Source organism: Flavobacterium labens (assembly GCF_048286755.1).
In the GTDB taxonomy this organism is placed as follows: Bacteria; Bacteroidota; Bacteroidia; order Flavobacteriales; family Flavobacteriaceae; genus Flavobacterium.
Map to the genome: position 1 here is coordinate 501,073 of NZ_JBLVPL010000002.1, position 21,085 is coordinate 522,157.

Below are 21,085 nucleotides of genomic sequence, written 5' to 3' on the forward strand. Positions count from 1 at the left end.
TTATTTAAAGTTTATTTCAACATAAACCGGCAAATGATCTGATGGATATTTCAAGTCTTTTGAATCGCTCAAAACGGCATATTTTTTTACTTTCAAAATACTATTCTTGGAAATAAAAATATAATCTATCAATTTAGTTACAGGTTCGTTGTGTTTAAAATTGTTGAATGTACCATAAGGGCCAAAAGGTTTTTCTATCGAAACTTCTCTGGTATCATCCATTGCCTTTTTAAGCAGTATTATTCTGTCTTCTTGCGGTTCTGAATTTAAATCACCCATGAGAATTACAGGATACTTTTTTGTGTTTAGCTTCTTTATTTTCGAAAGAATTAATTGGATTCCTTTGGTTCTGGCCTCTTCGCCAATGTGATCCAAATGGGTATTAAAAACCCAAAAGAGTTGTTTTGTTTTCAAATCCTTGAACAGCGCATACGTACAAACTCTATTATAGGCAGCGTCCCAACCTTTTGAAATTGTATTTGGCGTTTCAGAAAGCCAGAATGTATTGCTTTCTTTAACTGCAAATCTTTCTTTTTTATAAAAAATATTGGACGATTCTCCCTGCCCAATTCCGTCTCTTCCAACACCTACATTATTATATTCCGGAAGTGATGTTGCAATATCAATAACCTGATTGGGTTTTGCTTCTTGGACTCCAAAAATATCAGGATTGTAAAATTGAATTTGAGAAGTGAAATAATCTTTACGAAAGCTCCAAGCATTAGCTCCGTCACTGACAACATCTAAGCGAATATTATACGTCATCACTTTCAATGTTTGCGCATTGGAAAAAGCTCCCATTAGCAGAAAACCTACCGAAACAATTATTTTTTTTACCTGATTCATTTATACTGTTTTTTTGATGAATTTACATTTGATACCAAAAATAACACTTCATTAGAGCTTCTATCCAACTTACAAACAGAAGCCCCTAATGAAAACCTAACTAAACAAAAACACAATTAATTATAAACCCTAATATAATCTACCTCAAAAGTAGAAGCAGTAAAATTAGGATCTATTGCTCCACCAAAATTTCCTCCTATTGCATTGTTTATGATCAAGAAAAAATTCTGATTAAAAGGAAGACTAGCCGAGTTTATAAAGGTATAAAATAACTGACTATCAACGTAAAACTTAATGGATGTAGCTGACCAATCTATCGAATAAACATGAAACTCAGTTGAAGCATTAGGGACCATAACCGTACTTGTATCAGGTGTATTCCCTGAACGTCCTGGAGAATGCAAGGATCCATGAACCCTGTTTTGGCTGTTGCCAACATGTTCCATAATATCTACTTCTCCACATGCAGGCCAACCAGCTGTACTTATGTTACTTCCTAACATCCATAAAGCAGACCAAGTTCCAGCACCCAAAGCCAGTTTAGCTCTAATTTCCACTCTTCCGTATTTGAACGAAAATTTATCTTTTGTAAGAATTCGAGCCGAAGTATAATTACTTCCACTGAAACTTTCTTTTAGCGTTTTAATTTTTAACAAACCATCCTGAACAATTACGTTTTCCGGTCTGTTTGTGTAGTACTGAGATTCGTTATTTCCCCAGCCACCAGCGCCTAAATCATAACCCCATTTTGAACTATCGGGAGCGCCATTTACATTAAACTCATCTGACCAAACTAAAGCAGAGCCTACGAAAACCGTTACTGAAATAGTGGAAGAAACAAATTGTCCTGAATTATATGCTGACACATATATAACATAGGTATTAGTACCTGCTGTTGTATAGGTATAAGTAAAACTTCCATTTGTTAACTCTTTAGTTTCTCCATTACCAAGTGAAATTTTATAGGAAGTGGCATTAGTTGCACTGAGGTTAAAATTTACTGTTCCGCTTCCATCGCCATTTGGATTTTGTGTTGTTACTCCAACTACTGTCGCTGAAACCGAAAGATTTGAAGGTGCAGTTACAGTTCCGTCTTCACTATTATTGCTACCACTGCATGAAAACAACATAAAAAAATTAGCCAAAGCCAATAAAAACATATAATTCTTATTTTTCGAAAATTGAAGTACTCGATTATTCCTCATCCTTTAAAAGCTTTTTATGATTAATGCTTAAAATAAAGCTCAAAACTTTTAATTGTTCTGAGCTTTATTTTATGATTTATTATAGTGCCGGTTTCAATTTTAGATACCAAGCATTTCCAGTTTCGGTTCCTTGTACACGAACATATAGATAAGTTGGTGTTATAACCAAAATTTCATATTCTTTTTGAACTGCTCCATATCCTATGAAAGTATCAACGCCAGACAATAAAATACTGGTTTGAGTCGAAGTCGAATTATCAGCATTAGTTATTACTACCGGTGCGCCCGATGATGCTGGTATAAAACTAAAAGCAGAAGTTCCACCGCCGTAATTATAACATCCTTCAGCTCCTGAACCCGGAATACCCGGAAGAGTTGTTAATGAACCTGTTTTTGTAAATGCGCCGTCTGGAGTAGCAACTTTCAAGGAGTATGTTCCCGAGGAAGCAACTTTAGCAAAAGTAAAAGTGGCTGTGTAAAAACAATTTGCAGAAGCTACTTTTTCATTAACACCTCCAGCCCACCATTCTGGTCTGATCGAAGCAACGTTCCAAGGACCTACACCAAGATGACCTGCTACACTTTTATCTACTACCCAAGTTTTTGAAGCATTATTCGTTAATGCAGTAACAATTTCCGGAGCAACAGTAAAATCACTTCTTACGGTAACATCTTTAGTAACATTCGTAGAAGATCCTCCTTTGCCATAAGCTACAACAGTTATTCTATACGTGTTTACGCCAACAGAAGTGTATTTTTTAGTAGTCATACCCGTTGGTAAATACACTAAATCTAATGGAGTATTGGCATCGTAATCAATTTTATACGAAAGAGCATTGTCTCCTGTTACAGTAATTTTTACACTTCCCGAACCATCACCGTTTGGATGCGTTGCATCTACACCGACAACCTCAGTATTTATTACAACATTTGCAGGTGCAGATAATTCGCCCAAACTATATTCTTCTTCGTTGCAGCTAATAAATGTTAGCGCTACTATGAAAAGCCCTAAAATGTATTTGATATTTGTTTTCATATTTTTTTTTAATTAGTTAATCTAATATTGTCTATATAAATTACTTCTCCTGATCCTTTTGCTGAATCATCGTATCTAAATACAAGTTGAGTAAATTTGGCATTAGCCGGAATTGCTGCAATTGTACTGAAATCAAAGACTAATTCTTGCCAAGAATTGGCTACAGTATTAGCTACTTTTAAAACAGCAACACCATTAGCAGGTGTTCCGCCAACAGCCCATTCTAATTCTACATTTAGACTTTTACCAACTTCTGTAGCATACATCAGTAATTTGATTTTATTTCCCGTTGCAAAATCTATTGGAGAATCTAAAGGAGAATAGGTTCCACTCCAAGTTTCTGCTCCGGTAGTTTTTGTATATTTCCAAACAGTCGCGCTAGTGTTTAATCCTGTTGGAAAAGGATTTGCTACTACTGCTGTTGAAATTCCGCCAAAAGTTCCACCAACTCCATAATTTTGAGTCGCTAATTCATATGTGATTGGTAACCCGTAAGCATTGTAAATAATTGTTGGTGTCGTTTTTTCTGTTTTGGCAGCACCACCGCTTAACGCAACAACTTTTACATTATAAGTTCCGGCAACTGCATAATCATGAGAAACCTCTCCATCAGTAGCTAATGGTGTACCTACTTCATTAGTAACATCCCCAAAATAAACTAAATACGATTTTGCATAATCTGCTTTAGCTTTTACTTTTAAATTGTGAATGTTTTTATTTAAAGTAACAGCTAACTTTTCAGGTGCTCTATACACAACATCTAACGGAAATGTTTGTTCAGTTGTCGCTCTAGAAATTGATGTAGCGGTAATTTTTACCGTATATTTTCCTTCTGGATAAACATGGGTTGTACTAGCTCCGGGTTGCACTGTAACTGATGATGTAGTTCCGTGACCATATTCTACTTTGAAAGAAATTGCTCCATCTGCTGTTGGTGTTATTATTACTTTTCCTGAATTATCAGTACTGATATCAAATATCTTATTGAGATTAGCAGATGATTCTGTTCCTAAAAGAGCCGTATCATCGCTGATTCCTTCCACGGTACAACTTATAGCTACAAGAAGTACTAGTATAAAGCTGAAAATTAATTTTATCTTTTTCATAATTTTATCTTTTATTAATTATAGCCAGGGTTTTGTTTCAATTTGGTTCCTTGAAGTTCTCTTATTGGTATAGGAAAAATTTCATCTTTACCAGCAACAAAACCTCTGTTTGATAACTTTGTAGCTGCATCACCCCATCGAACAAGATCAAAAAATCGGTGTCCTTCACCAGCAAGTTCCATTCTTCTTTCATTTTTAATGGCTGCAAGTGTAACCGGAATAGAAGGCAAACCAACTCTTAATCTAACTGCATCAAGTAACGCTTGAGCTCTTGCTCCTGAGCCTAATGCTTCCGCTTCCATCAAATACGTATCCGCTAATCTAATGATATACGAATTTTGTCTGTAATTCAATTCTGCGGCTCCACCACCAGTTCTTACATCTTCTTTTCGAGGAAGAAATTTGTTTAAGAAATATCCTGTATCTTGATATCCACCAATATAATCTGCTTTACCAGCAGCTTTCAGAGCTTTCAAATCTAATATTGTAGCTCCAAATCTTGGATCTAACTTAATGGCATCATATAAATCTTGAGTAACAACATTAAAACTCCATCCTGATGGTAAATCTGGTGCCGTAGAACCTGATGGTCTTGAATAACTTCTAGGACCTACCATAACATTCAATGAATTCCCTTCGTCTCTACCTGAACCCCAGAAACCCCAATCAGAATTACCGGCACTAGTATGAGAAACTTCAATAAGTGACTCTTTATTAAACTTATTGGAAACTACCCATAGGTCATTATAATTAGTCAACAATTTGTTGCCATATTGATTTGTTCCGCCCGGTGTACCATTTACCAAAGCAAGAATTGCTGCTGCTTCGGTTTTTTTACCTTCTTGTAAATACACTTTTCCAAGCAAGGCTTGTGCGGCACCTTTTGTAAGACGTCCAGATTCTGTATCAGCAGGAACTGTTGTCGGCAAAGTGGCTATTGCATCAATCAAATCTTTCTCTATTTGACCATAGACTGCTTCTGATGTCGCTTGTTCAACTTCATACATATTAGTAGCTGTCAAAGGATCCAATAACAATGGAACATTCTTAAACAATCTTACCAAGTTGAAGTAATACATGGCTCTCAATGCTTTTGATTCTCCTGAAAACCGCGCTTTCACATCATCTGGCATTGCAACACCCGGTAATTTTAATAGTAAAGTGTTTGCTCTAAAAATTCCTTGGTAATGATCATTCCAAAAACTTCCCGGAACAGTTGTAGCAGTAAGTGCGTGTGTAGAAAAACCTTGAATTCCTGCTCCATCTGTAGAACCTCCTCCACCAGCAAAATGATCATCAGAACCAGCATTCATCATTCCTATCATGTTATCAAATCCACCTGTGTTTTTTCTAATCGCATCATATACTCCTACTAGAGCGGCTGTTGCTTGATCTTGATTTGCATAATAATTATCCGAAAGAAAAGAGCCTTTAGGTGTTACATCTACAAATTCTTCTGTACAGGAACCGAATGAAACCACAGCTGCTGCAATAAATAAATATTTAAATTTTATCGTTTTCATAATTCTTGATTGTATTAAAATTGTAAATTAGCTCCAAGCATAAATGTTCTTGCTTGTGGATAAATCCCTTTGTCTATCCCGAATACACCTCCACCAATTTCAGGGTCGTAACCCGTATATTTAGTTATAGTCAATAAGTTCTCGGCAGTTAAATAAAAGCGTACTTTATTGGCTCCTATTTTACTTACTACACTACTAGGCAATGAATATCCAAGTTGAACTAACTTCAGTCTAAGATAATCTCCGTCTTCTAAATAAAAATCTGACATTTTCCCAAAATTCCCATTAGTATCATTATTGGTCAATCTAGGATAATCATTTGAAGTTCCTTCACCTGTCCATCTGCTTAAAGCAATTGTTTGATAGTTTGCATTTCCTACATCCAGTCTACGCAAACCTTGGAAAATTTTATTTCCTGCTGCTCCCTGAGCAAATGCCATTAAATCGAAGCTTTTATAATCTAAATTTAATGTCAAACCAAAAGTGTATTTTGGAATATTACTTCCTAAAAATTGTTTGTCATCATCTCCAATTGAACCATTGCCATCTGTATCAACCCAACGGAAGTCCCCAGGACGTGCACTTGGCTGAATTAAACCTCCTGATAAATTTGTATAAGCATTAATTTCAGCTTGATTTTGAAAAATACCTGCTGTTCTAAATCCGTAAAATGAGTTATACGATTGTCCTACTTGTGTTCTTGTTACTGCTCCCATAGATTGAAAAGAAGCGTCTCCTGAAATATAATCGGAATCGGCTGCCAGGTAAGTCACTTTGTTTTCTAAGTATGCAACATTACCATTTGCAGAAAAATTAAAGTCACCAAAAGTCTTTTTATACCCTAATTCAACCTCAATACCTTTATTATCCATATCAGCTACATTCCCTATTGGACTTGCAGTAACACCTACATAACCTGGAATATTTATTGGACGCAAAATACCTTTGGTTGATTTTTTGTATAAATCTACAGTAAGGCTTATGTCATTAAAAAATTTCGATTCAAAACCAACATTTGCCTGAGAAGTTTCCTCCCATCTCAAATCCGGATTATCAAGTGTAAGATTAGCATAACCAGTAGTAATAGCTCCTGCGTTACCAAAAGAATAATTATAACCACCTTCAACTAGAGAAAGATATCTAAAATCTGGAATGGCATCATTCCCAACAACTCCATATCCACCTCTTATTTTAAAAGTATTAATTACTTTGCTTTCTTTCCAAAAATCCTCTTTGGTTAAAACCCATCCTAAATTAAACGAAGGAAATACCCCAAATTTATTATTGGCTCCAAAGCGGCTTGAACCATCACGACGAATAATCCCTGTAAATAAATATTTTTCCTTAAAATCGTAATTTACACGTGAAAACAATGATGTCAATTTATGTTCAGTCATATCAAATGTATAACTGCTTCTATCCGATTGGGGTATATCAAAGTTGAAAGATGCATCTTGATAATTAGTTACCGGTAATCCAAACAATGTAGCGCCAAGACCTCCACCAATATTATCAACATAAGATCCTTGACCTAATAAAACCGTTAAGTTATGATCCCCAAATTTATTTGTATATGTCAATATGTTTTCAACATTCCATGCAAAACTCTTATTTTCATATTTACTGTAGTTATTTTTAAGCACGTTTGAAGTAGCACTCAAATAGAAAACAGGTGTAAATCCTTGACCTCCCCATGTTGCTAGTTTTGCACCAAAAGTTGATCTCACTTTAATATGACTTGTTATAGCCGCTTCAATATATGCGTTACCCACAATATCATCTGACGTTCCATAACTTCCTAATCTAGTTTTGGCATAAGCCAAAGGATTCGTCATTTCTTGACCAACCAGACTTGAGATTCCATAAGGATTTCCATTTGCATCACGAATGACAGGATTAGTGCTGTAAGGCGCATTATTCGCTTTTACAGGATCTGTTTCTATCAAAGGAGTAGTTGGATCTAAGTTGATTGCTGAACTTAACGGCCCACCAAATTCACTGTTTGTGTTTCCAATACCAATTGTTTTTTGTCTCGAAAAACCTAAAGTTTGTCCGAAAGTAAATATTTTTGATATTTTATGTGTCGAGTTTAAACGGAAATTCTTTTTGCTGTAATTTGATATTTCTGTTGAAACAATTCCTTCTTGTTCTTGAAGTCCAAAAGAAGCATAAAAATTAGAAACATCAGTTCCTCCACTAATACTCAATTCGTGAGAATAACGGAAAGCACTTGTGTTGAAAATTGCTTTTTGCCAATCTGTACCAACACCTAAAGCAGATAAATTAGGAAATATAGCAGGTCCACCGGCAGCAACTGATTTTTCATTTAACAAAGCACCATATTGTGTGGCATTCAGTAAATTTAAAGTCTTTTCTGGTGATGAAATCCCTGAAAAACCATTGTAGTTCACCGAAATTTTTCCTGATTTTCCTTTTTTGGTTGTCACCAATATTACTCCTGTTGCAGCACGAGTACCATAAATTGCAGCTGAAGCAGCATCCTTAAGCACCTCAATCGACTCTATGTCTGATTGATTAAGGAATCCTATTCCTCCACCATCTACAACTACACCGTCAACAACCCAAAGTGGATTATTACCTCCATCACCAAAAGTAGTTACCCCTCTGACACGGATTGTGGATGCAGAACCAGGCTGCCCAGAACTGGCAGCAATAGTAACCCCGGAAACTCTACCTTGTAAAGCTTGCTCGATACGACCATTTGGTACTTTCTCAAGATCTTTTGCTTTCACACTGGATATTGCTCCAGTAACAACACTTTTCTTTTGAGTTCCGTAACCTACAACGACAACTTCTTGTAAGCTTTCTGTTGAAGGTTTAAGTCTAACATCAATTTTGGCCCTTCCATTGACTAGCTCTTTTATTGTTGTATATCCTACATAACTAAATTCTAAAGTACTTTTAGCATCGGCGTTAATTTGATAATTTCCATCAAAATCGGTTGCTACAGCTTTCGATGTTCCCTTAATTAAAATAGAGACTCCTGGGATTGGAAGCCCATTTTCATCGTATACTTTTCCGTTTACAGTAACATCTTGTGCTTGTGCGTAAACTGAGAATAGAATAGATAAAAGACAAAAAACAAACAGTTTTGTAAATTTCATATTTCTAAAAATTTTGGTTAATTAATTAGTAATTTGAAGCAATATTATCACTATTTTTTCTATATTCATTTTAATTATTTACTACAAAAACACATTAAACGCTTTTTTAATACTTTACAAAAACACATCAAAAAAATTATAAATACCTATATATAAATAGTTTATATATTTTTTTACATTGTTATTTAAATGTTAATTAAAATAAAAACCACTACATTTATAAAATAAAGCGATATTGCGTTTTTTTTATAGAATTAGATGGAAAACAATCTAAGAACCATCATCTTATAAATAAAAAATATTATCTTTTTTCAATAAAAATTAACTCATCAGCTTAGACTTCAATTATGAAATTTATCAAACTGCATATTCTAATTTTTCTGATTATATCATCCTTAACAACCATTTATGGACAGGTAAAAAACATTGGCTTGCCAGAAATCAGAAATTATAAAAGAACAGACTATAAAGGAGGCACTCAAAACTGGAACATAGATCAAGATAAAAATGGTAATTTATATTTTGCCAATAACAATGGTCTTTTTCAATTTGATGGATCATCATGGAAGAAGTACAGCCTTCCAAATGCATCAGCTATCAGATGCTTAAAAATTGATGATTCGGGGAAAATTTTTGTAGGAGGCTATGATGAATTTGGATATTTCAAGGCTAATTCTAAAGGAAAACTAGTTTATTTTTCAGTTTCAAAACTGATAAATAATGACAACATCAAAGCAATTGACTTCATCTGGAAAATTCACATTCATAAAGGAGAAGTAATTTTCCAATCTTTTACAAGAGCCTATATTTTCAAAAACCAGAAACTTAAATTACTTGAGTCTCCCAACAGATTTCAGTTTTCATTTCAGGTAAAAGACCAACTTTATTTTCAGGATATTTCTGCAGGAATATTAGAATATAAAAACGGAAAATTATTTCCGTTAAAAGGAACTACCGCTTTAAACACTACAGAAATCTGGGGTATGTTTCCAATGCCAGAAAATAAAATTCTTATTACCACTTTAGACAAAGGACTTTTTATATACGATCATGAAAAAATCACTTCTTGGGATACTGAAGCCAATTATTTTATCAAAAAGAATAGTTCCCTTGGAGGCGTAATTATAAAAGATACATTTATCATTCTGAATTCGGTATTAGATGGTATGATCATCTGCGACTTCAACGGAAATATAATTCAGCACATCAACCATAAAAAGGGACTTCAAAACAATACCGTACTAACTTCATTTATTGATAACAAAAACAATCTTTGGCTTGGACTAGACAATGGAATTGCCTTTATCAATGAAAACTCTCCGTTTACCTATTTTGGATTCAGTTACGATTTAAGTACCGTTTATGCTTCTGTATCTTATAAAGGAAATCTTTATGTAGCTACTAATCAAGGTCTTTTTTACCATTCTTGGAACAACAGCATTAAAGAGGATGCTTTTAAACTTGTCGAAGGAACTACTGGTCAGGCTTGGAACATTCAAGTGATAGACGACCAACTAATTTGCGCTCACAATAGAGGAGCATTGTTAGTTTCTGGAGGAAAAGTTATTAAAACATTAGACAATAAGGGCCATTTTGGCTTTAAGCCAATTCCTAATCGCCCTAATTACTTAATAGGATCTACATACAGTGGATTTACCATATTTGAAAAAACAGTTAGCGGATTATCCTATAAAAATCGAGTAGAAGGATTTGACCTATCTGCCAATACGTTTGAAATAGACGAACATAATTTATGGTTAATAAAGGATAATTTAATCTATCAATTAAAGCTCTCTGATGATTTAAACAAATTTAAATCTATAAAAACACATAAAAATCTATCAAACTTAGTTAAAGGAATAGGAAGTTTGCAACGAATGAAAAACAACTTATACTTTCAAACTAATAATCGTTTTTATAAATATTCACAAGAGCAAGATTTGTTTTTTGAAGATAAAAAAATCAGTGCAATATTCAAAGACCTTCCACAAATACATTCTATAACCCAAGATAATTATGGTAATATCTGGTATGTTTTTAGTGAGTCATTAGGCGTTTTAATGAAGCAGAAAAGTGGCGGTTATAAAAATACAATTGCTCCCTTTTCCAGTTTAACCGGCAATCTCGTAAACAACTACATATCTATAAACACGATTAATCCTGAAAATATATTAATTGGTTTAACCGATGGTTTAGCACATTATAACTCCAAACTACAAAATTATTCAGCATCAAAACCAATGGCATTTATACGAAGTTTTTCATATCCTGGAGATACTATAATATTAGGAAATGGATCCAATAAAATTGAGATGCTTAAAATACCTTATTCAGCAAATCGAGTGAAATTTACATTCTCGTCACCAACTTATGAAAATCTGGAAAATGTAGAATTCTCTTATCAATTGGAAGGTTTTGATGATCGTTGGAGCACGTGGTCTTCTATTTCAATTAAAGAATACACCAACTTAAGAGAGGGTGATTATAAAATGAAATTAAAAGTGAGGAATAGTCATGGAATTCAATCAGAAGAAGCTATTGCTACTTTTACCGTTTCTCCGCCTTGGTACAGGCATTTTTTAGCATATTTATTTTATATTCTACTAGTAGTCGCCTCTGTATTTTTCATTCGAAACAGAGTGAAAATGAAAATTAGAAAAAACAAATATTACGAAACTATTGAACAGCGAAGACTTTATTTAGAGAAAGAATCTAAAATAAGACAGGAACAATATGAACTGGAAAAAGAAATTGAAAAATTGAAAAGTGACAAGCTACAAATTAAGATTTTAGCAAAGGATAAAGAATTAGTCAACAACTCGCTGCAAGTAGTCAAGAAAAACAAAATCCTAAATGGCATCATTTATAAATTAAAAGACATCAATGTTGAATCCTTTGATGATTCTACCAAATTCCAATTTACAAAATTGAATAAAAGCATCACCAAAGAGGTTAATGCGGACAAGAGCTGGAAAGACTTGGAGAAACACATTAAGAATGTCCATTTTGATTTCCTCAAGAGATTAAAAGAAAAATATCCTACAATATCTCCCCGAGAATTAGATTTGTCGACCTATTTATTAATGAATATGTCAACGAAAGAGATTGCCGAAATCATGAATATCTCAAACGGAGGAGTAGAACTTGCACGCTACCGATTGAGAAAAAAACTAGGACTCAACAAAAAAGAAAACCTAATTGGATTTCTAATGAGTATTTAATAAAACTAAAAATGCCATCATAGTTTATTATGATGGCATTCCTATTATAAAACAACTTGTCTTGTTTAAAGAAAATCTAAAGTTCGCTCCAATGCCATTCCTCTCGAACCTTTTATCAAAATAGTACTAGTATCAAATTCAGTCGTTGCTAAATCATTCGAAAACTCTTCAAATGTATTATAGAACCAAAAGTTGTTTTTTTTCTTTTTATTGGCATAAAATGCTGAACCGATAAAATAACATTTCACTTTATCTTCATTCAAAAGCAGGTCAACTATTGCTTTATGTTCCTGCTGACTTTCCGCTCCTAACTCAAACATATCACCCAAAATCATCACCTTATTTAGACTTTCTAACTGGAGGAAATTTTCAATAGCTACAGCCATACTACTTGGATTTGCATTATAGGCATCCAAAATAATTTGGTTAGTTCCTTTTGTCAACAACTGCGATCTGTTATTTTCAGGTACATAACTTTCTAAAGCTTCTTTTATCGCAACATCATCAATTCTAAAATACTTTCCAATAGTAAGAGCGGCATTAATGTTATTGGCATTATACAAGCCTATTAAATGCGTTGAAATAGTCAAATTAGAATAGTTTATCGCAACAAATGGATTTGCTTTAACAGAAGTAATATTTACATCTACATTTGTTTTATTTACACCAAAAGAATAAGCCTTTAACATCCTTGACTTTTCAACTTGAATTGGATCTTCTAAGTTTATGAAAGCTAGTTTATAATTTGCCGAAAGGTACTGATACATTTCGCTTTTTCCTTCAATCACTCCCTCAACGCCACCAAAACCTTCTAAATGTGCTTTACCAAAATTAGTAATGTAGCCATAATCCGGTTTTGCTAATTCACATAGAAATTCAATTTCTTTTTTGTGATTAGCTCCCATTTCAACTATCCCAATTTCTGTTTCTGAATTAAACGAAAGCAATGTCAATGGAACTCCAATGTGATTGTTTAGGTTTCCTACAGTTGCTTTGGTATTGAATTTTTTAGAAAGAACGACATGAATCAGTTCTTTGGTCGTTGTTTTACCATTACTTCCGGTAAGCGCTATTATAGGCAGTTTCAAATATTCCCGATGAAATTTAGCCAGATTCTGCAATGCTGTTAAACTGTCATCGACTAAGATAGTTCTGTGGTCAATAAAATAAGATTCGTCATCGATTATCACATAAGAAGCACCTTTATCTAATGCCTCTTTAGCAAATGTATTTGCATCAAAACGCTCCCCTTTTATGGCGACAAATAAGGAATATAACTCAATCTTGCGGGTATCCATCGAAACCGATTTACATTTTAAAAATAAACTATGAATGTAATTAATATCCATTTGAAACGATTTAAAAAAATAAAAGCCCTAATCAAAGGGCTTTTATTTTTATTTTATAAAAAATTTAATTTCTAGCTGATTTTTTCTTATCTGCTTTAGGACCTACTCTAGACATTGCACATCTAAAACCGATGTAATCTGTAGCCATATCTTGAGGAAAATACCTTCTTTGCGCAGGATCTAACCAATAAGCTCTATCTCTCCAAGAACCACCTTTATAAACTCTGACTTCATCATTTATTAAAGTTGTTCTCTTACTTGATTTATCATATTTTCTAACCATTTTACCTAAACTATCTGTGGTAACATTATGTTTAGGAGAGTTATACATGATTTTCTCATTTTTTTGTTTTTCAGTGTCAGATTCAGAAGATCCAAAGTTATAATATCTTGTAGATTGTTTATCACCATCTCTGTAATTAGTATTATCACTTTTATCAAAATTCTGTCTCAAATACGTCTCTTTTTCATCAACAGGAACTTGAGCAATTTGACCTGGGAATTTTCTGGCAACTATTCTACCATTACTTAAAGTATCAAATTTCATATTCTCTTTAGTAACAATTTCAACCTTACCGTCTGCACCAATTTTGTTTTTAGTGTATTGATTTCCTCTAAAATAGTTAAAATCATTCGCTTCGTTATCAATTATTGGTCTGTAAACATCTTGCACCCATTCGGCAACATTCCCAGCCATATCATACAATCCAAAATCATTTGCAGGATATTTTTTAACTTCATTTGTGATATCTGCACCATCATCTGACCAGCCTGCAATTCCACCGTAATCTCCATTACCTTGTTTGAAATTGGCTAACTGATCTCCTTTACTTTGTCTTTTACCTGAACGGGTATAACCACCAGACCAAGGGTATTTTTTCTGACCTTTATAGATATTGTACTCTCTTTGTCCTACATCAGCTGCAGCTGCATATTCCCATTCTGCTTCAGTTGGAAGTCTGTATTCAGGAAGAAGTATTCCAGAAGAGCGTTGTGCATAAACATTTTTAGGCTCAATAACTTTACCGTCTTTTCCAGCTTTAGGAGTTTTTTTACCTCCATTTTTTCCTTTTAATACAATTTCTTCATTTCCTCCGTAAGCCAAAGTAGGCGAATTCAAATAAGTTTCAGTATCAAAATTACTATCAGCAGTTACATCTAATGTTTTCGCATTCTTTTTAAGGTACCCGTTTTTTTCTAGAAGCGCTTCATTTACACGTTGTGTTCTCCAGTTACTAAATTCAACTGCTTGAATCCAATTTACACCAACAACAGGGTATTCAGCATAAGACGGATGTCTTAAATAATTATTAGTCATCGTTTCATTGTAACCCAATCTATTTCTCCAAACTAACGTATCAGGTGAAGCTCCTTCGTATATGTTTTTATAAATCTCTTCAGTGGGTGGGTAAACACTTTTCAACCAATCTAAATAATCTAAATACATAGAGTTAGTAACCTCGGTCTCATCCATGTAAAAAGACTGAACGTGTTGTTGTGTTGGCGTATTATTCCAATCATGCATTACATCATCCTCTACTTTACCCATAGTAAATGTACCACCTTCAACAAAAACCAAACCTGGTCCTGCTTGTTGTTTTTTACTTGAACCTGCTTTTTTGCTGTCCATATTCCAACCGGTTGCTCTTGAGGTATTTTTGGAGCTAGACTTTTTACTGCAACTGGAAAAACCAATTACTAATATGATTGAGATCAACAACCGTAAGCCCATAATTTTGTTTGCTTTCATACTCTTTAGTAGGTAATAATTTAAGTGCCGCAATATAATAATTAACCATTAATCAACATCATACTTTTAAATAATTTTCGTAGACGCAACTTTAACAATAAATTATATATCAAAACGCAAATTTATAATATTTATTATTTAAATCACACGAAATGGTTTATTTTTACTGATAAATAATAACTCACTATTAATCACGTTAAAAAAACGATGAGAAAAATACTTTTGGTTTATTTAAGCCTGATTCCTTTTGTTTCTTTTGCTCAAATTAAAGGCAACGCAGTCATTGAATGGACAGACAAAAAAGAAATGTCCTACGGCGATTTCAAAGTCATTATACCTCAATTTTCTGAAAATAAGTTTCATTATGATGCTTCTCAAAAGGCATTGCTTTATACTTTAAAAATAAAAGAAGCAGTCTCTTTTATCGAAGGAAAAGTCACAATCACAAATATAACTTACGAAACAATCACAACTGATCAACTTGGCGATTTGGATTCTAAAAACATTCCTAAAACCATAAATTCAGATCTAAGAGTAAACATTTCAAGAGACACCAAAGAAGCTTTCATTACGCTATCACCTATAATTAAAGACGACTTCGGATTCAAACGAATCACGTCTTTTTCCTATGAAGTGGAAAACAACAGCAATAGAATTTCACAATCCAACAAAAGTGCCAACACAAATAGCATCGTCAATTCTGTTTTAGCAACAGGCAACTGGTATCAATTTTACATTGAAAAATCCGGTGTATATAAAATCACTAAAACTTTTTTACAACAATTAGGATTAGACGTAAATACATTAGACCCCCGAAAAATAAAAATATATGGTAATGGCGGACGAATGCTTCCGTTATCAAACAGTGTTTTTTATCTAAATGACCTAACCGAAAATGCAATTCAAATTGATGGTGAAGCTGACGGAATTTTCAACAACGACGACTTCATTCTTTTTTATGGCGAAGGAGTTGATACTTGGAATGCCGAAAGTCTGACCTTTACTAATTTGTACGATACTAAATCCTATTACTACATTACTGTTCAGGGCACCGATGGAAAAAGAATCAGTCCTATGACTCAACCTTCAGGAAACAGTACTTTAACCGTAACTTCTTTTGACGATCATCAATACCACGAAGTAGACCTTTTTAATATAGCGCGATTAGGTCGTCAATGGTTTGGCGAATCATTTGAAGTCAAAGACGAACAGGAATTTGATTTTACTTTCCCTAATATTGACTCTGCAACTCCTGTAAAACTGATGCTAACCGCTGCTTCAGCTGCATTCACTCCTACTTCTTTGAATGCGACTGCAAACGGAACAGCAGCCGGAACTATTTCTTTCCCTGCTTTAAACAACAATACCGAAACGGAGTTTTATTTAGGCTCTTTACCAAACAACACCAATTTCAGCGGTACAGAAAACATAAAAATAAAATTGAAATACAATAATAACGGTGTTCCAGGTTCCAAAGGTTTTCTTGACAACATCAGACTTATCGCCAAACGAAAACTGCAAGGCTACGGAAAACAATTTCATTTTCAATACGACCAATCCAGTTCAAATTTTGGGATAGTGAATTACAGCATCTCAAACACAGCAACTATTCCACAAATCTGGGATGTTACTGATATTTATAATGTAACCAAAATCGAAAATTCCAATCAGAGTACATTAAATTTTAAAGCTAACTTAGGGGAACTTAGAAAGTATATCGCTTTAGATGATTCTGATTATTACACTCCTTTAAAAGGGTCCAGATCTAAAATCGCAAATCAAAATTTAAAGGGAACATTATTTAGAAACGGACAAGGTCAATTTCAAGACATCGATTACGTGATTATAACACCTACCTTTCTAGCTACTCAAGCTGAAAAACTAGCTACTTTCCATCGCACCCAATCCGGTTTAAATGTAAAAGTAATTCCTTTAGAATCCATATATCAAGAATTTTCATCCGGAAAACAAGATGTTGCTGCAATACGAAATTGCATCAAATACATCTACGAAAATGCTTCTGCACCGGAGAAAAGAGTAAAATTTGTCAATCTTTTTGGTGATGCCTCATATGATTTTAAAAACAGAATCTCAAATAACACTAATATTGTACCTATTTATCACGCTTTAAACAGCAGCACAACTGGCGAATCATCCTTTGCCTCAGATGATTTTTTTGGACTGATGGACCCAACAGAAGGAAATGTTGTGTCGTATTTTGGAGGAATAGATATTGCAGTAGGCAGAATGTTAGTCAATGATGCTAAACAGGCTGATGAAATGGTAAATAAAGTAATAGAATATCATGATCTAAAATCCTACGGAAGCTGGAGAAACAACTTCGCATTAGTTTCTGATGATTCAGACATCCTATCTGATGCCAGTTTACAAAACAGGCAAAACATCCTTGCAAACACAATTACTACAGAGAAACCATTTCTGAATGTGAATAAAATTCTGTTAGATTCTTATGTCCAAGAAGCATCTGCAGGAGGTTCAAGATACCCAAAAGCTAGAACGGACTTCTTCAATTCTTTCGAAAAAGGGGCTTTGGTATTTAATTATTTAGGACATGGCGGCGAAGATGGCTTATCAAGCGAACGCATTTGGGAAAAATCAGACGGACAAAACTTAAGCAATCAATATAAGTATCCTTTATTCATAACTATTACTTGTGAATTTTCCCGTTTTGACAATCCTTTAAGACCAACTGCTGGAGAATATACTTATTGGAACCCAAAAGGCGGTGCAATAGCAATGATTACTACCATTCGTTCTATTGGGCAATTCAGCGCAGAAAATTTCAATGACTTGCTGACAAAAAATTTATTATCATACAATTCAAATCAATATACTTCAATTGCAGAAGCACTGAGAATTTCAAAAAACAGCAATCCTAATTCAGCTACTAATGTTGTTTTTTACATTGGTGATCCCGCATTAATGCTTGCTATTCCAAAACCAAAAATTAGATTAACTAAAGTAAATGACATTCCGGTTACCCAAACCATTGACGACTTCAAATCATTGGCAAAAATGAAACTAACCGGAGAAGTTACTGATGAGAACAACAACCTGCTGACAAATTATAATGGAGAAGTTTCCACAACTATTTTTGACAAAACAGTTTCAAGAACAACCTATAATAATGACGGCAATAGTCCTTCTATTAATTTCAATGTTTTAGGGGAAACAATATTCAGAGGAAACGCATCAGTCACTAATGGTCAATTTGAATTTAGTTTTGTTGTACCCAGAGACATCAGAGTCCCATTAGCAAACGGAAGAATTAGTTTTTATTCCAAAAAAAATCAATTATTACAGAACGAAACCGGGTACAATTCCAGTATAAAAATAGGAGGAATAAATGAAAATGCAACGGCAGACAATATTAGCCCAAGAGTTAAGTTATATATGAATGACGAGACTTTTGTTTCTGGCGGAACAACTAATGAATCCCCATTTCTTGTTGCACTACTTGAAGATGAAAACGGAATAAATACGGCAAGCGGAATAGGTCATGATATTGTTGCTATTCTTGATGGAGATGTAAGCAATCCTTTTGTACTGAATGATTATTATCAAACAACATTAGACGATTTTACAAGTGGAACTCTCCGATTTCCGTTGCGCAATTTAGCTCCCGGATTACACACTATAACATTCAAAGCGTGGGATGTATACAACAACCCGATAACGGCTGAGATTCAGTTTATTGTGGTAGGTGATGAAACGATAACATTGACACATGTGTTGAATTATCCAAATCCGTTCGTTAATTATACTGAATTTTGGTTTACACACAACAGACCATTTGAACCATTGGACGTTCAGGTTCAAGTAATGACGATAACCGGAAAAGTGGTTTGGACGAAAAATCAAATTATCACAACTGAAGGATTTTTATCAAAAGAAATCACTTGGGATGGCAAAGATGATTTTGGAGATAAAATAGGGAAAGGTGTTTATGTCTACAAACTAACCGTCAAATCAAGTTTAACAAATAAGAAAACTGAAAAATTTGAAAAACTTGTTATACTTTAATAAAATACTATATTTGTTTAATAAAACTTGCTACAATAATGAAAAAAATAACATTACTTTTTATCTTTTTATTTGTAATTTCTTTTACAAAAGCACAAGATAGAGTTATAAATCCGGGAGTTCCCTTTTTATTAGTTGCAGCTGACGCAAGAGCTGCAGGTATGGCCGACGTAGGAGTTGCAACATCAGCTGATGCTTTTTCACAACAATGGAATCCAGCAAAATATGCCTTTGCAACTGACCAAAAAGGATTTTCTATAAGTTACACACCATACCTTACCGACCTGGTTAATGATATATCATTAGGACAATTGACTTATTACCAAAAACTGGACGATAGAAGTGCATTTGCAGGAAGCCTTCGCTACTTTGGATTAGGTGATATTGAATTACGCCAAACAGGCGATCCTAATGAGTCTTTCCCTATAGTCTCTCCAAACGAGTTTGCCATTGACGGTTCCTATTCCTTAAAGCTTAGCGAGAAATTCTCTATGGCCATAGCGGGACGATTTATCAACTCTAATCTAAAAGTAGCTTCAGATAATAACGACGCCTCATCTGCAAGTACATTTTCTGTTGACGTAGCCGGTTTTTACCAATCTGAAGAAATAGCATACAACGAATTCAACGGTAGATGGAGAGCAGGATTTAATATTCAAAATTTAGGTCCAAAAATCAGTTATGACAACGATGATTTTAACAACAACTTCATTCCTGCCAATTTAAAAATAGGAACTGGTTTTGATTTTATTTTAGACGACTATAATAAGGTTGCCTTAAATGTTGAATTTAATAAATTATTAGTCCCAACACCACAAGACCCCGATTTAAATGGCGACGGAACTGTTACAAATGAAGAAAATAATCAAAATAACCAAAACTACAGAGCTATTGGATGGACATCTGGGGTTTTCAAATCATTTGGTGATGCTCCTGATGGATTCAGCGAAGAATTGAAAGAAGTTACCTATTCTGTAGGTGCCGAATATTTATACCAAGATTCCTTTGCGATGCGTTTGGGATATTTTCACGAAAGTCCTCTAAAAGGAGCTCGACAATTTTTATCGCTGGGAGCAGGTTTCAAATACAATGTTGTCAAAGTAGATGTTTCGTATTTATTTTCGGCATCAAAAGTAAAAAACCCTTTAGAAAACACCTTGCGTTTCTCACTTACCTTCAATTTTGGAGACAAATATGACGAATATTAAACATAAATAAAATCCACAAATAATAATCCAAATTTCAACACTATGAAGTTTGGATTTTTTTTCCTTAAAAAAGTATGAAAGAAATAACAATTACCACACAATTCAAAGTGTTCGATTCCGTTCAAGAGTTACCAAATGACATTCAGGATTTAATGACACAAGCCATTGAAGTTCGAAAAAATGCTTATGCACCCTATTCAAAATTCAGAGTTGGAGTTGCAATTTTTTTAGACAACGGTAAAACTGTACTAGGTTCAAACCAAGAAAACGCAGCCTATCCTTCTGGACTCTGTGCGGAACGTGTCGCAATTTTTTATGCCGGAGCAGTTTATCCAGAAGCCAAAATTTTAAAAATGGCAATTACTGCTGCCTCAGACTCAAACCAAACTACAGCTCCAATTCCGCCTTGTGGCTCTTGCAGACAATCAATTGCAGAATATGAAATCAAACAAGAGACCCCTATAGAAATCTATTTTATGGGAGAAATTGGTGCAATTTATAAATCAGAATCCCTGAAAAACTTGCTTCCATTTATGTTCGATAAAAAATTCTTGTAAAAATTCCAAAAATTGCCTATTAAATTTTAGTTCTTACTTGGAATGTCTTATTTTTGCATTTCGCAAATTTGTGGGAGGAAACTATTTTGCGTTATAGGTACAAATTGATAATACA

At 34.0% G+C, this 21,085-nt stretch carries 12 protein-coding genes; 4 read left to right on the forward strand and 8 right to left on the reverse strand.

Annotated features, from left to right (window positions below; translation table 11 throughout):
* From ACNQF8_RS08860 to ACNQF8_RS08885, 6 genes are all read right to left on the reverse strand, one after another.
* Positions 1–846: an endonuclease/exonuclease/phosphatase family protein gene (locus tag ACNQF8_RS08860; RefSeq protein WP_417952062.1), complete on the reverse strand. Its 846-nt coding sequence runs from the start codon at positions 844–846 to the stop codon at positions 1–3.
* A gap of 116 nt (positions 847–962) precedes the next feature.
* Positions 963–2,051, reverse strand: coding sequence for a family 16 glycosylhydrolase (locus ACNQF8_RS08865; RefSeq protein ID WP_417953262.1), 1,089 nt, complete (start codon positions 2,049–2,051; stop codon positions 963–965).
* A 79-nt stretch (positions 2,052–2,130) separates the two neighbouring features.
* A complete protein-coding gene (locus ACNQF8_RS08870; protein WP_417953263.1) occupies positions 2,131–3,087 on the reverse strand; it encodes a hypothetical protein in 957 nt (318 codons plus the stop codon).
* An 8-nt stretch (positions 3,088–3,095) separates the two neighbouring features.
* Positions 3,096–4,193, reverse strand: coding sequence for a hypothetical protein (locus ACNQF8_RS08875; protein ID WP_417953264.1), 1,098 nt, complete (start codon positions 4,191–4,193; stop codon positions 3,096–3,098).
* 14 nt (positions 4,194–4,207) lie between these two features.
* On the reverse strand, positions 4,208–5,716 hold the full coding sequence (locus ACNQF8_RS08880) for a RagB/SusD family nutrient uptake outer membrane protein (RefSeq protein ID WP_417953265.1): 1,509 nt from the start codon (positions 5,714–5,716) through the stop codon (positions 4,208–4,210).
* A 14-nt stretch (positions 5,717–5,730) separates the two neighbouring features.
* Positions 5,731–8,841 carry a SusC/RagA family TonB-linked outer membrane protein gene (locus ACNQF8_RS08885; RefSeq protein WP_417953266.1) on the reverse strand — a complete coding sequence of 1,037 codons (3,111 nt, stop codon included), beginning with the start codon at positions 8,839–8,841 and terminating at the stop codon, positions 5,731–5,733.
* A gap of 347 nt (positions 8,842–9,188) precedes the next feature.
* Between ACNQF8_RS08885 and ACNQF8_RS08890 the strand changes: the two genes are divergently transcribed.
* A complete protein-coding gene (locus ACNQF8_RS08890; RefSeq protein ID WP_417953267.1) occupies positions 9,189–12,062 on the forward strand; it encodes a triple tyrosine motif-containing protein in 2,874 nt (957 codons plus the stop codon).
* Positions 12,063–12,127: 65 nt separating this feature from the next.
* Here ACNQF8_RS08890 and ACNQF8_RS08895 read toward each other — a convergent pair whose 3' ends face one another.
* Both ACNQF8_RS08895 and gldJ read right to left on the reverse strand, forming a co-directional pair.
* A complete protein-coding gene (locus ACNQF8_RS08895) occupies positions 12,128–13,411 on the reverse strand; it encodes a UDP-N-acetylmuramoyl-tripeptide--D-alanyl-D-alanine ligase (protein ID WP_417952069.1) in 1,284 nt (427 codons plus the stop codon).
* Positions 13,412–13,475: 64 nt separating this feature from the next.
* Positions 13,476–15,161 (reverse strand): gliding motility lipoprotein GldJ, encoded by a 1,686-nt coding sequence (gene gldJ / locus ACNQF8_RS08900; RefSeq protein ID WP_417953268.1) that lies wholly within the window; start codon positions 15,159–15,161, stop codon positions 13,476–13,478.
* 207 nt (positions 15,162–15,368) lie between these two features.
* On the opposite strand from gldJ, the gene porU reads away from it, so the two are divergent.
* From porU to cdd, 3 genes are all read left to right on the forward strand, one after another.
* A complete protein-coding gene (gene porU, locus ACNQF8_RS08905) occupies positions 15,369–19,205 on the forward strand; it encodes a type IX secretion system sortase PorU (protein WP_417953269.1) in 3,837 nt (1,278 codons plus the stop codon).
* Positions 19,206–19,243: 38 nt separating this feature from the next.
* Positions 19,244–20,413, forward strand: a complete 1,170-nt coding sequence (porV, locus tag ACNQF8_RS08910; RefSeq protein ID WP_417952072.1) for a type IX secretion system outer membrane channel protein PorV — start codon at positions 19,244–19,246, stop codon at positions 20,411–20,413.
* 74 nt (positions 20,414–20,487) lie between these two features.
* Positions 20,488–20,970, forward strand: coding sequence for a cytidine deaminase (gene cdd / locus ACNQF8_RS08915; RefSeq protein ID WP_417952073.1), 483 nt, complete (start codon positions 20,488–20,490; stop codon positions 20,968–20,970).
* Positions 20,971–21,085 lie beyond the last annotated feature (115 nt).